The sequence below is a fragment of the Pseudomonas sp. MF6751 genome (genome assembly GCF_016613265.1).
GTDB classification, from domain to species: Bacteria; Pseudomonadota; Gammaproteobacteria; order Pseudomonadales; family Pseudomonadaceae; genus Aquipseudomonas; species Aquipseudomonas fluorescens_BV.
Window position 1 is genome coordinate 35,312 of record NZ_JAENSV010000025.1, and the last position, 12,922, is coordinate 48,233.

The 12,922-nt window shown below is 59.7% G+C and carries 9 protein-coding genes; 7 read left to right on the plus strand and 2 right to left on the minus strand.

From position 1 onward, the window contains the following. Positions 1 to 30 precede the first annotated feature (30 nt). From JJD66_RS19165 to pgm, 4 genes are all read left to right on the plus strand, one after another. A complete protein-coding gene (locus tag JJD66_RS19165; RefSeq protein WP_032891964.1) occupies positions 31 to 1,053 on the plus strand; it encodes a zinc-dependent alcohol dehydrogenase family protein in 1,023 nt (340 codons plus the stop codon). Between the two features lie 704 nt (positions 1,054 to 1,757). Beyond that, entirely contained in the window at positions 1,758 to 3,182 is a 1,425-nt protein-coding gene (locus tag JJD66_RS19170; protein ID WP_200648772.1) for a hypothetical protein, read from the plus strand. 36 nt (positions 3,183 to 3,218) lie between these two features. After that, positions 3,219 to 4,622 (plus strand): aminotransferase-like domain-containing protein, encoded by a 1,404-nt coding sequence (locus JJD66_RS19175; RefSeq protein WP_105226784.1) that lies wholly within the window; start codon positions 3,219 to 3,221, stop codon positions 4,620 to 4,622. 103 nt (positions 4,623 to 4,725) lie between these two features. After that, positions 4,726 to 6,369, plus strand: a complete 1,644-nt coding sequence (pgm, locus tag JJD66_RS19180; RefSeq protein WP_200648773.1) for a phosphoglucomutase (alpha-D-glucose-1,6-bisphosphate-dependent) — start codon at positions 4,726 to 4,728, stop codon at positions 6,367 to 6,369. Between the two features lie 114 nt (positions 6,370 to 6,483). On the opposite strand, the gene JJD66_RS19185 is transcribed toward pgm, so the two are convergent. Continuing rightward, complete coding sequence (locus JJD66_RS19185) at positions 6,484 to 7,179, minus strand: pirin family protein (protein WP_200648774.1); 696 nt, start codon at positions 7,177 to 7,179, stop codon at positions 6,484 to 6,486. A 217-nt stretch (positions 7,180 to 7,396) separates the two neighbouring features. Here JJD66_RS19185 and JJD66_RS19190 point away from each other — a divergent pair, with 217 nt between their 5' ends. Further along, entirely contained in the window at positions 7,397 to 9,859 is a 2,463-nt protein-coding gene (locus JJD66_RS19190) for a UvrD-helicase domain-containing protein (RefSeq protein ID WP_200648775.1), read from the plus strand. Between the two features lie 263 nt (positions 9,860 to 10,122). Here the strand turns inward: JJD66_RS19190 and JJD66_RS19195 are convergent, their stop codons facing one another. Next, positions 10,123 to 10,395, minus strand: coding sequence for a DUF1652 domain-containing protein (locus JJD66_RS19195; RefSeq protein ID WP_014718395.1), 273 nt, complete (start codon positions 10,393 to 10,395; stop codon positions 10,123 to 10,125). A gap of 257 nt (positions 10,396 to 10,652) precedes the next feature. Between JJD66_RS19195 and JJD66_RS19200 the strand changes: the two genes are divergently transcribed. Both JJD66_RS19200 and JJD66_RS19205 read left to right on the plus strand, forming a co-directional pair. Next, a complete protein-coding gene (locus JJD66_RS19200) occupies positions 10,653 to 11,462 on the plus strand; it encodes a helix-turn-helix domain-containing protein (protein ID WP_200648776.1) in 810 nt (269 codons plus the stop codon). Positions 11,463 to 11,511: 49 nt separating this feature from the next. Next, positions 11,512 to 12,918 (plus strand): NAD(P)/FAD-dependent oxidoreductase, encoded by a 1,407-nt coding sequence (locus tag JJD66_RS19205; protein WP_200648777.1) that lies wholly within the window; start codon positions 11,512 to 11,514, stop codon positions 12,916 to 12,918. Positions 12,919 to 12,922 lie beyond the last annotated feature (4 nt).

Consider the following 12,922-nt stretch of genomic DNA (forward strand, 5'->3'; position numbering starts at 1 on the left):
GCATTAGAGGTTACTTTGACGAGGTTTGCGATGTCCCGCACGATCCGTTTTCACAAGTTTGGTCCGGCCGAGGTGCTCAAATGCGAAGAGCATGCGGCCGCGCAGCCCGCACCGGGCGAAGTGCAGGTGCGTGTCGACGCGATCGGCATCAGTTGGTACGACATTCTGTGGCGCCAGAACCTGGCGTCTTCCCACGCACGCCTGCCTTCTGGCCTGGGCCATGAGATGGCCGGGGTTGTGGTTGCCCTGGGCGATGGCGTGGATGACTTGGCGGTCGGCGATAAAGTCGCCAGTTTTCCGGCCGAGAGCCCCAATGATTACCCGGTGTATGGCGAGCAGATCGTCTTGCCCCGTTCGGCCCTGACCCGGTACCCGGATGTCTTGAGCCCGATTGAAGCCAGCGTGCATTACACGCCGTTGCTCATCGCGTACTTTGCCTACATGGACCTGGCGCGGGTCAAACCCGGTCAGTTTGCCCTGGTGACCGACGCCAGCCACTGTGCCGGCCCTTCGTTTGTGCAGCTGGGCAAGGCCCTGGGTGTGCGGGTGATTGCTGCCACCAAAGACAGTGCTGAGCGCGAATACCTGCTGTCTCTCGGGGCGGAAAAGGTCATCGTTACCGAAGAGCAGGACCTGCTGATGCAGATCAACAAGTTCACGGACAACCGTGGCGTCGACGTGGTGTTCGATGGCCTGGGTGGCCCGCAGATGTCGCTGCTCGGTGACGTCCTGGCGCCGCGTGGCAGCCTGGTGCTGTATGGCCTGCAAGGTGGCAACCAGACGCCATTTCCGGCCTGTGCGGCGTTCCAAAAGAACATTCAGTTCTTTGTGCACTGTATCGGCAACTTCACCGGCAAGCCGGAGCTGGGCATTATCCAGGACCAGGTGGCGTTGCAGCGTGCATTGCGCGATATCAACCAGCTGACAGCCGACCGTGTGCTTGTCCCACTGAAAACCACGGTATTTCCGTTCAGTCAGTTCGTCGAAGCGCACCGATACATGGATGAATGCCCTTGCCGCGAACGGGTGGCGTTGCAGGTTGAAGCTGTTTGAGCTGTAGGAGTATTCGCAAATGAATACTCCGGTGCCTGAGCTGATGAGGCAAATGCGCCATTTGACAGGGCTTAACCCGCACCGGGGTTGAGCCGCCGCACGGGCGCTGCGCCCCGTAAACAATACCGTTATTGCCCTACGCCGCCCTGAAACCCAGTGCGGCGCTGTTGTGTGGGCGTCATTTAAGTTGGGTTGGCAGGCCATCTGAACTGCTTTTCGACGCTGTTCTGTATCTGTTAATCATTGTTTGAGTGCCGATAATTGAGCCTTCTTTCTCATCTCAAGGATTGAGCCATGATTGAATGCCGGGCATTAACATCTCGCGCTTGCGGAACTAACGGTGGTCTGATTTTTTTTCGAAAAGTACAAAGTGTGCACCCTGTCGTTTTGCAAGAAGCCAGGATGAGTGGATGATTAATATTTGTCGGATGCTTCTCTAATTGCTTAGTTAAAGCAGTGTAGGACGTTGTCAGAGCCTTCCTAGGGCTGACGGTCTTGGGCGCTGTAAGGCGCGCAGCTACGCGATTCTGTCCTGGGATAGTCATCGACTGTTCTTTTGGTTGCACCTGCACTTTTGTTGCAGAGTGCTAATGTTGAATCCATGTCGTGCTGCGCAACGGATGACAAGCCTACAAGTGTAATAGGTCGAGCGCTCCTGTGTGGTAGTTGCTCGAAACTAATATTTCAACTCAGGTAGTAGAACGATGAGCACTATTCACGAACAAGCCATGAGCTATGTTTACCAGCAAGTTTTGCAACGTTTAGTGGGGAACTTTACCCGTGCTGAACGTACGGTGCTTCAATTGCTGATCCAGCGAATCGTGGTGGCCGCCGGTGGCATGGAGCAAGTGGGGAATTACAAAGTACTGATCGGGCACGGCGGCGGCGCAGTCAGCAGCTACACCTTGGCGATGCTGCGCGCTGCGCAACTGACCATTGCTGGGCGAGCACCCAAGACTTTTCATTTGCGCGTGGCCACGTTGCGGCACGCGGGTATGACTCAGGCCACGCTCGATTCGCTGCACCACGGCTACGGCGCGCTATTTTTCCACGATGACCCACGGGTGGAACTGTTGATGGTGGAAAACCAGGAAGTGCTGCCCTTCAATCATCAACGGCCTGCGGCCAGTGCCGGGCGTGAAGTGAGCCGGCGCAACAAGCTGATGATCGGGCACCTGACGTCCGGCGACATTCGCGCCACCCTGTGCAACGACACTTTTTTGGCCCTCGGCGATTTCTACCAGCGGGTCGCCACCTGGAGCGGCGGTGTGCATGCTCTGGTCAGCGGCGACTCGGTGCGCAAGCAAAGCCAATATATCGCGTGGCTGAAAAAAAGCGCCTTGGCAACCGGCCTGACATTCGCACCTGGTAACCCGTCGTCGCTCAGTGCATGGTTTGCACGCATGGAGGAATGGAGTGTCGGTTGCTACCGCCACCTGTATGGCGAGCACTACGCAGGCGCTGAGAGTCCTGGCCGGGGCGGGCACCGTCATGTGGCATATATCGGCATTGCCGACCTGCTTGACGACGTGGACGTTGCCCAAGCGCCACTGCTCACTCAATTCCTCGCCCATAAGCGGGACCCATTCGAGTTCCACTTCAGCCATCCTGCTTACCCTAACCCTTTGCTCATGGCGCATTTGCATGGGTTGCAGGCCCAGTGCCTGCGCGAACTCTCCTACGAACATGGCGTCGAAGGGTTCCTGCGTCAGGCGGCGGACTACCTGCATCGAAGACAGGTGCCTGTTGCGTTGATCACCGAAGGGTGTGCTCTGCAGGGCCAGGTACTGTCTACAGCTTGTGCTCAGGCGTTCTCTGGCCTGGACGAAAGCCAATTGACCTGCCTGGTGTTCGCGCCCTTCGTCCAGCATGGCGAACGTCTGGAGGGTTACTTGCGTCAATGCCATCCCGGCATGCTGGTAGCGCTCCCCGAGCTCCATAAGGCCCTGCAGGGCAAGCCCGTCGCGGACATGCTGCACCAGTGGCTGACGGATATCAGCGGGTTGTCGCTGCCGTTGTTGCAGCATCTGTACCGTAAATGCCCGTTGCCGGGCAAACGCAGTGCGCGTGTATGCCAGCCTCGTTTCACGCGGTCCAAGTCTCGTATCCCTCAAGTGTCGGGACGCTAGTCGCGTGTACTCGCCTATGCAAGCGGGTGATCAGCGATGAACCTGAGGGGAGAGCGACAGGCAGACTTCGCCTATCAGGCGGTGTATCGCTACATGATCAACCTGATCAATGAAGTCAGCCGGGAAGCACCGGTCAAGCTACCGTCCCTGCGCCAGTTGGCGACGCGGTTGAACGTGTCAATCTCGACGATTCAGTACGCTTACTCGCTGTTGGAAAAAGAAGGGCGAGTGTATTCGGTGGCCAAGTCCGGCTACTTCGCCTGGCCCGTGGCCGCAACCATGCCCATCATGGCGGGTACGGACTTGCTCGAGCGCCTGTATACAGCCGCCCGGCGCCCGGCGATGGTTGTGCTCAGCAATGATGAACCGGCGCTGTTGGGGTCCCTCGATGGCGCGTTGCTGGCGCTGGAGCGCCAACTGGTGCGCCGGTATCCCCATCATCTGCAACCGTCGCAACCTTGTGGCGTGTGGGAGTTGCGTGCTGCATTGGCAGCTCGTTATACCGCGTCGCCCACCCATTGTTGGCAAGCTGATGAGGTGTATATCGGTGCCGACCTTCAGGGCGTCCTGGAAATCCTCGTTGACGCCCTGGATCTTAAAGGCACGGTGGTGGTAGTTGAATCGCCGTGCGATTACCTGGTCCTGCGCCTGCTACAGGCCGCTGGCGTGCGGGTCATTGAATGGCCCTGGCGTGCCGACGGCCGCCCGGACTTGACCACATTGGAGCACCTGCTGCGTCATGAACCAGTGCACCTCGTGCTGCTCTCATCTGTAGTCAGCATGCCCTCGGGTAACGCCATGACCGACCCCGAGCGGCTGCACGTAGCGCGTCTGCTCGACCAGCACGGCTGCTGGTTGCTGGAGAACGATACCTTTGGTGACCTGAGCTTTGCGCCGCCCGGATCGGCCTTGCGCAGCCTGGTCAACCCAGAGCGGCTGATCGTGTTTTCTTCGTTCGAAAAGGTTTTGGGCCCGGAAGCGCCCTTTGGTTACCTGCTGGCGCGGCAGATGAGCAATGAATTGCAGCGCCAGTTCTTGCTGCGTTCGTTTCGACTGTCCGCCATTCGTCAACGCGCCATTGCGCGGCTGTACGAAAGCGGTCGGTTCGACCAGCACCTGCACACGCTGCGCCAGCGCCTGCATGAGCAGGCGCACGCCATGAGTCACCGCTTGGATGCGCGTATGCAAGGGTGTGTGCATTACCGCATGCCTGTGGCCGGGGCGAGTTTCTGGTTGCAGTCGACGGCGCCGGTGGATATGCGCCTGGTGTTTCAGCGCATGCTCGCCCAGCAGGTGGTGATTGCTCCAGGCGAACTGTTCAGCCTCAGTGGTTTGCATCACCAGCATATGCGCTTGAGCCATACCTTCAGCGGCCATCCCAACCTGGACATCGCCCTGGATACGCTGGCGCAGACGCTCCTGCAGGCGCAGACTGATTAATGCGTGAAATTTCTCTTCAGGCCGTCGGATCGATACCGTCGCGCAGTAGTCCAAGTCTCAGTAAACTGTCATTTTTCCGAATCCTTCTTTTCGAGGTTTATGCATGACTATCAGTCCTTTTGCGGGCAAGCCGGCACCAGCCCAGTTGCTGGTGGATATCCCGCGACTGGTCACGGCCTATTACACCGGCCAGCCTGATGCAGCGATCTCCACTCAGCGTGTGGCTTTTGGTACCTCCGGGCACCGTGGCAGTTCGTTCGAACTGAGTTTCAACGAGTGGCACGTTCTGGCTATCAGCCAGGCGATCTGCCTGTACCGCGAAGCACAGGGCATCACCGGGCCATTGTTTGTCGGCCTGGATACCCATGCATTGTCGACGCCAGCCGGTGCCAGCGCCTTGGAAGTACTGGCGGCCAACGGCGTGCACGTGATGCTGGCCGAGGGCGACGAGTACACGCCGACGCCGGCGATTTCCCACGCCATCATCTGCTATAACCGTGGCCGTACCAGCGGTCTGGCGGACGGTATTGTGATTACACCGTCCCACAACCCGCCGCAAAGTGGCGGCTACAAGTACAACCCGCCTAACGGTGGCCCAGCCGATACTCACGTCACCAAGTGGATCGAAGCCAAGGCCAACGAACTGCTCGCCAACAAGCTGGCCGGGGTCAAGCGCATCACTCACGCCCAGGCGCTCAAGGCCGACACCACCCATCGCCATGACTACCTCAACAGCTATGTGGCCGACCTGATCAATGTGATCGACATGGACGCGATCCGCAGCGCCGACCTGCGCTTGGGCGTGGACCCGCTGGGCGGAGCAGGGGTGCGCTACTGGTCGGCGATTGCCGAGCACTACCGCTTGAACCTGAAGGTGGTGAATACCGAGGTCGACGCCACCTTTCGCTTCATGAGCGTCGACTGGGACGGCCAGATTCGCATGGACCCGTCCTCCAGCTATGCCATGCAAAGCCTGATCGGTCTCAAGGAGCGTTTCGACGTTGCCTTCGCCTGCGACCCGGACCACGACCGCCACGGCATCGTCACGCCTTCCGGTGGTTTGCTGGCGCCCAACAACTACCTGGCGGTGTCCATCGACTATCTGTTCCAGAACCGCCCGGACTGGCGTGCCGATGCGGCCGTGGGCAAGACCGTGGTCAGCAGCGGCCTGATCGACCGCGTCGCGGCGCGCATCGGCCGTCGCCTGTACGAAGTGCCAGTGGGCTTCAAATGGTTTGCCGATGGCTTGTTTGAAGGTTCGTTGGGGTTTGGCGGCGAAGAAAGCGCCGGTGCCTCGTTCCTGCGCAAGGACGGCAGCGTGTGGAGCACCGACAAGGACGGCCTGATCCCGGCCTTGCTGGCCGCAGAAATGACCTCGCGCAAAGGCCAGGACCCAAGCCAGATCTACCGTGGCTTGACCGATGCCCTGGGTGAGCCCTTCGCCATTCGCGTCGATGCCAAGGCCACTCCCGCGCAAAAAGCTCTGCTTGGCAAACTGTCACCGGAGCAGGTCACGTCCACGCAATTGGCCGGTGAGAGCATTCAACAGATCCTCAGCCATGCGCCGGGCAACAACCAGGCGATTGGCGGTTTGAAAGTCATGACCGAAAACGGCTGGTTTGCCGCACGCCCCTCGGGCACTGAGGACATCTACAAGATCTACGCCGAGAGCTTCATTGGCGAAGAACACCTCAAGCAACTGGTGGAAGAGGCGCAGGTGTTGGTTGACGGTGCAATCAGCCAATAACTGACACTGTATGTAGGAGCGAGCTTGCTCGCGAAAAACGTCAACGATAACGCGTGCTTCCTGAGTGAACGCGGTGCCGGTGAGTTCTTCGCGAGCAAGCTCGCTCCTACATGATCAGGCCAGGTCCACCAGCACGATTTCGCTGTCCTCGATTGCGGTCACCCGCAACACTTGTTCATCCTCAGCCGCCACGCCGTCCCGCGCCTGTGCCCGCACACCATTGACGTCAATCACGCCCGTGGCTGGCACCAGGTACGCCCGGCGGCCGCTGTCCAGCCGGTACTCCGCGCTTTCTCCAGCTTTCAGGTTAGCTGCCACCAAACGTGCATCCGCACGAATCCGCAAGCTTTCAGTGTCGCCAGCCTTGCCGCTGGCCAGCGTCACAAAGCCCTCGCGGTTGCCTTGCGGAAACGGTTTGGCGCCCCAGGACGGTGGCAAGCCGGCTTCATTGGGAATGATCCAGATCTGGAAGATTTTGGTTGGCGTGGCCTCCAGGTTGTATTCGCTGTGGGCAATGCCGGTGCCCGCGCTCATTACCTGCACATCGCCGGCTTCGGTGCGGCCTTTATTGCCCAGATTGTCGGCATGGCTGATCGCCCCTTCGCGCACGTAGGTGATGATTTCCATGTCGCGGTGCGGGTGTTGGGGAAAGCCGCTGCCGGGGGCGATGATGTCGTCGTTCCATACCCGCAGGTTGCCCCAGTGCATGCGCTGGGGGTCGTGGTATTCGGCAAAGGAAAAGTGGTGATGAGCGTCAAGCCAGCCATGGTGGGCGCCGCCCAGGCTGGTGAAAGGTCGAAGTTCAAGCATGATCGTCTCCTGTTGATGGCCTCATCATCCTGCAGCGCATGATCGATAAAAAGCGTAAAAACTGCCGGTTAATTATCCATTTACTCGATGATTAACCCTGGTGTTCACTTTCACTTCATCGCCTAACTGCATGACAGCAAAGCAATTGGCTGGAACTGAGCGGCGTTTCCGGCGACCATGGCGCCTTGGTCAAAACAAGCTCACCGCAGGAGTCCGCGTGTCGCAACAACAGCCTGATCTGCCCCCCGAACTGCGCCCCTTGGCTGAAATGCCGCTGCTGAAACGGCTGGCCGCGCGCCTGTTCGGCCATGGCCTCACCCGTTTGCGCGCGCAGCACAGGTTTTCCTGGTTACATGGCCAGGCCGACGGTTTTCGCAGTGGGCATGAGGCGGGCGTTGAATACGGTTACCGCGAGGGCAAGGCCGATGGCATCGAGGAGGGCCGGCAAGTCCTGCTGATTCGAGACTTTCGCCCTGATGAGCACCGCGCACCAGGCATAGATGACAGCCTGTTCGACGATTGGCGATTGCCGCTCATCGCAGAGGTGAAGAAGCGCATGAAGGCCGATGTCGCGCGCCTGCTGCCAGCCCATGCGCAGCCAAGCGTGGCGCAATGGAAGATGATCTTCAGCGACACCCCCTCGACCTCAGTGATTGCGGGTGCCGGCGCCGGCAAGTCGACGTCCTTGGTGCTGCGCATCCTGCTGCTCAGCCATTACCTGGGCTTTGAACTGAGTTCCATGACGGTGGTGACCTTCACCCGCGAGTCGCGCAAGGACTTCATCAACAAACTCATGGAAATTCTCAGCTTGTGGGGCCAACCTCTTGGCAGCAAGGAGGCCCAGGCGGTGGTGCGCACCTTTCACTCGCGCATCCTGCCCATGGTGCGCAGCCTGCCGGGCTTGGAACGGCTGCAGGCCTTTGAGAACCTCAGCGGTGCTTTTGAAGACGCCGACAGCAACGCCTTCGACCTGCGTATCAGTGACGCCCAGCGGCAGCAGATGAACGCTTGTTATCACCGCTTGTATGGCCGCCATCAGCGTTTTCGCGAGTTGATTGCACCCTTGGCCCGCCATGGCCTTCAGCTCAAGGAATTGGAACGCGATCATCCGGACGTGCAAAAGCGCATGGCCGTGACTGAATTGGCGGCCAAGCGCGATGAAGAACTCTGTGATGTGATTGAAGACCTGTGGTTTCGCGCCGGTGCCTGGCCGATCAAGGGCATCGAACCCAGCCGTCAGACCTTTGAAATCAACGGCGCGCAATTTCATTGCCACGGCTACATCGCGGAGCTGGATGCCTGGGTGGTGCTGGGGTTCGATGGGCGCGAAAACCCTCACATCAGTCGGCCGAACTCGAAACTCTCGGTGCGCGCTGAATGGGCAGTGAAGCGCACTCTGTTTCAAGCTTTCTGTAGTAAGCCTTTGATATGGCTGGATAATTACGAATCTTCAAAGCGCCTTTTGAGCAGCCTGGGCGGCGATGCCACGGCCGGGCCAGGCTTTGATTACAAGGTCAAAGGTGAACTCGCTTCAGCCCCCCTGTTGGACAGTTTTGTCATGGCGGCCGGGTTTATCGAGAACCTCGGCTTGGATGTGCCTACGGCGGTTGGCCAGATGAGCTTCGCCAAGGACGACCCGGACCGGCTGTTCTTCGAGGCCCTGAGCATTTTCTGGAAGGCCCTGGAAGATCACCTGTTGGAGCAGTCGCCGCCGATCATGACCTACAACCGGATGTTTTCCCTGTTTGGTGAAAGCACCCCTGAGAACCTCAAGCTGCTGAGTGATCCCTTGCTGCGGCCGATGTCGCACCTGATGATCGATGAATTCCAGGACGTATCGCCGCAGATCGTGTCCTGGATCCGCGCCAGCCTGCGGGAAATTCGCAGCCGTGGGCCGGCCATGCACGTCGGGCGCGGTGCACAACGCTCATCGTTGCTGTGCGTAGGGGACGACTGGCAATCCATCTACGGCTGGCGTGGCAGTTCGCCCAAGTACTTCATGGAGTTCAACAAGGAGTTCGTTTCGCCCAGCACGACCCGCGTGATGCTGGGGGAGAACTACCGTAGCCACCAGCACATCATCGACGCTGCCGAACATATCGTCCGTAGCGCGCCGGCCATCCCGGGCAAAAAGGCCAGGGCCAGTGGCGAGCCCAAGGCGCTGGTGCCCGTCACGGTGTTGGAACGTGACGACGCGGCACTGGCGCAGCGGTTGCTGGAGCATTATCAGCGGGGCGATTCGATCCTGATGCTTTATCGAAAAGGTAGCGATAAGTTATTGATTAATGAGCATATTCAGTCTGTCGTTAATGTGGATTCTAGCTTGGCGCCTCAGGCGCGCAGGTTGAAACAGCTCACGTATCACAGTGCCAAGGGGCTGCAGGCGGACGCGGTATTTTTGCTGGGCGATTGTCAGCATGTGACCAGCTCGCCGTACAAGAACCAGGTATATCGCATGGCGGGCTTGGGTAAGGATGGCGATAGCGAGCCTTATGACAATGCCCAGAGAGACGAAGTGTTGCGTCTGGCCTATGTGGGGATTACCCGGGCGGTCAGCCATTGTTATTGGTATGTGGAAAAGCCGGAAGGCCAGGGTGTGAATGTGCCCAGGGCGTCTGAGCGGGTGGATGGCAGGAAGGTGTTTTTTGATGATCAGCGTGCGCCGAAGGGAGCTGGCTGACCTGCGATAAGAGCCCGACAGCCGACGCGTCTCTACCTGACAACACGGGATCGAACATGTGGGAGCTGGCTTGCCTGCGATGGCTGCCTGACCGCCGACGCCTATCTACCTGACACTTCACGATCCAACTGTGGGAGCGGGCTTGCTCGCGAAGGCGGCCTGACAGGCGACACAGTTGGAACGGGGCGCCTGAGATCAAAAGCAGATCAAGAGCGACTCGCTTCGCATCGTGGTTACCGTCAGAGTGGGCTGTTAGCCCCGCCTCACGCCCGCAACGAAACCGGCGGCACGAAACTCTCCAATTCATCCTCCACTGCCTCGATGATGCGCTCCACATCAGCCGCGTTCATCACCGTAGCGCACGGGATCCCCGCGATGGCGATCAATGTCTCGCCGCTGGCCCGGTCGAACAGGCGGGCGATCATGCTGCCGGGGGCGTCCATGCTGCCCTCGAAGCCCATCGGGTGAAAATGCCAGCGCATCAGCTGGCAGGCGTTGGGAAATGTCACTTTGTTCATGTTGCCCACCTTGTTCATTGAGCGCTTCCTTTAGCTCGCGGCAGAGGCCAGGACCTTCACTGGTCATGACAGCTAAGGGCTTAAAAATAGCATTCGTTCGCAACTGCAAGGTGACTTTTTTCGGCCCGTTCGGCGGTTCTTTCGCCTGGTTTTGATATAGATCATGTCCTACAAAGGAATAGGCAAAAGGCCATTAGTCAGACACTCGATATGACCATTGAAGGCAAGGGTAAACTTCGGCATTCTCAAAAATTTTCCCCGCCGTAGAGCCCGATATGTCCGACATCGCTCCAGACGATGAGTGTCACAATTCCCACGCTACCGGCGCGCTGGTGCTGCGCCATCACCTGTGCTGGCGACATCGCGATCTGGACGGGGTGATGGCTTACTACCACCCCGAGATCCTGTACCACGATTTCTTCCAGAACCGTGTGGTGGGCTATGCCGAGTTGCGCGAGTACTTGCAGGCCAGCATGCCTCGTGAGGCGGATGAGGCGATTGAACACACTGATCGCATCCGCGCCGATGGCGATACCGCGTTTATCCAGTACCGCATTACCTTGCGTGGCGGCCAGGGCCTGGTGTCGTTTCGTACCAGTGAGGCCATTACGGTGCGCGACGGGTTGATCTGGCGGGTGAATGAATATGCATCTCTGGTGCACGAGCAACCGGCCCAGGCACTGCGTCCTACGGTCAGCCGCCTGGGCCTGTCGCCCCAGCAGTTGGGTTATATGGCCAATGACCTGCAACAATATTTCGAGCGTCAGCAGCCGTACCTGGACCCAGAGCTGGACCTGCAGCGGGTCGCCAAAGCCTGTGGCTACAGTCGCAACCAGATGTCCTACCTGCTGAACCAGGTGCTGGGGCAGAGCTTCTATCGCTACGTCAACCAGGCGCGACTCCAGCATGTACTGGCCGCGCTGGACAACGCCACCGCGCCGGTCAAAGTCGATGAGTTGGCCTTTGCCGCCGGTTTCAATTCACTCTCGGCGTTCTACAGCGCTTTTCGCCAGCACACCGGGCAATCGCCCAAGGCGTACCTCAAACAAATTTCTGTGCGTGCACGCGCGCAAGACAGTTCCTGACGCTGCACTCTAGGATCGGCCCTATCGAACCGAGGTAGGGGAACCTGGCATGCCGGCATGGCGCAGTATCAGTTTATGGATGGACCAGTTGGACGACCCGCTGGTCGCGCGCCCGTCGCTGGAGCACGACCTGGACGTCAATGTGGCGATTATCGGCGCCGGCTATACCGGCCTGTGGACCGCCTATTACCTGAAGCGCCAAGCCCCTGAGCTGAAAATTGCAGTCATCGAGGCGCAAACGGCCGGTTTCGGCGCATCCGGTCGCAATGGTGGCTGGTTGATGGGCAACCTCTTGGGGGAAGACCGCCTGCTGGCTGAGCTTGCCCCCCAGCAGCGTCGCGCTTCGTTTGACCTCTTGCATGGCATTCCTGATGAAGTGGCACAGGTGCTGGTTCGCGAAGGCATTGACTGCGACTACCGCAAAGGCGGCGCCTTGTATTGCGCCGCACGCTACCCCGAGCAGGAAGGCAGCCTGCGCCGCTATCTGGACAAGCTGTACGCCCAGGGCCTCACCGAAGACGACTACCGCTGGCTCAGCCCGCAGCAATTGGCCGAGCAGGTCCGCATTGCCAAGCCTTATGGCGGCATCTATGCCCCCCACGTCGCGACGATCAACCCGGCGAAGCTGGTGCGTGGCCTGGCGCGGGCGGTTGAAAGCCTGGGCGTGACCATTTACGAAAACAGCCCCGTGACCCATTGGCAGTCCGGCAGCCTGCGCACTGCCAAGGCCTGCGTGCGCGCCGCCTGGGTGGTGCCTGCTGTCGAGGGTTACGCCAATACCTTGCCGCCGTTGGGCCGCTACCAGTTACCGGTGCAGAGCTTGATTGTCGCCACCGAACCGCTGCCGGCCAGCACCTGGGAGGGCATCGGGCTCAGCCAGGGCCAGGCCTTTGGCGAGAGCAGCCGACAAGTCACCTACGGCCAGCGTACGGCCGACAATCGCCTGGTGTTCGGCGCCCGTGGTGGCTATCAATTTGCCGGCAAGTTACGGCACAACTTCGACCTGACGGACAGCGAAGTAGAGTTGCGTCGCTACCTGTTTGGTGAACTCTTCCCACAGCTGAAAAAGGCCAGGATTACCCACTCCTGGGGCGGCAACCTGGGCATGTCGCGCCGTTTTCGTCCGCACATGCTCTGTGACCACGCCACTGGCATCGCACTGTCCGGCGGTTATGGCGGGGAGGGCGTGGGCGCCACCAACCTCGGCGGCCGCACCCTGGCCGACTTGATCCTGGGCCGCGACACCCCGTTGACCCGACAACCCTGGGTGATTCGCGAAGGCGGACTCCAGGCGCTCAAGGCCTGGGAGCCCGAGCCGTGCCGCTGGCTGGGTTACAACGCGATCATTCGCAGTTTTGTCCATGAAGACCAGGTGTTGGCCAACCCCAACACTCCGCCCTGGCGCCGCAAGCTGGCAACCGGCGTTGCCGGTTTCATGGAAGGCTTCATGCACTGACTCG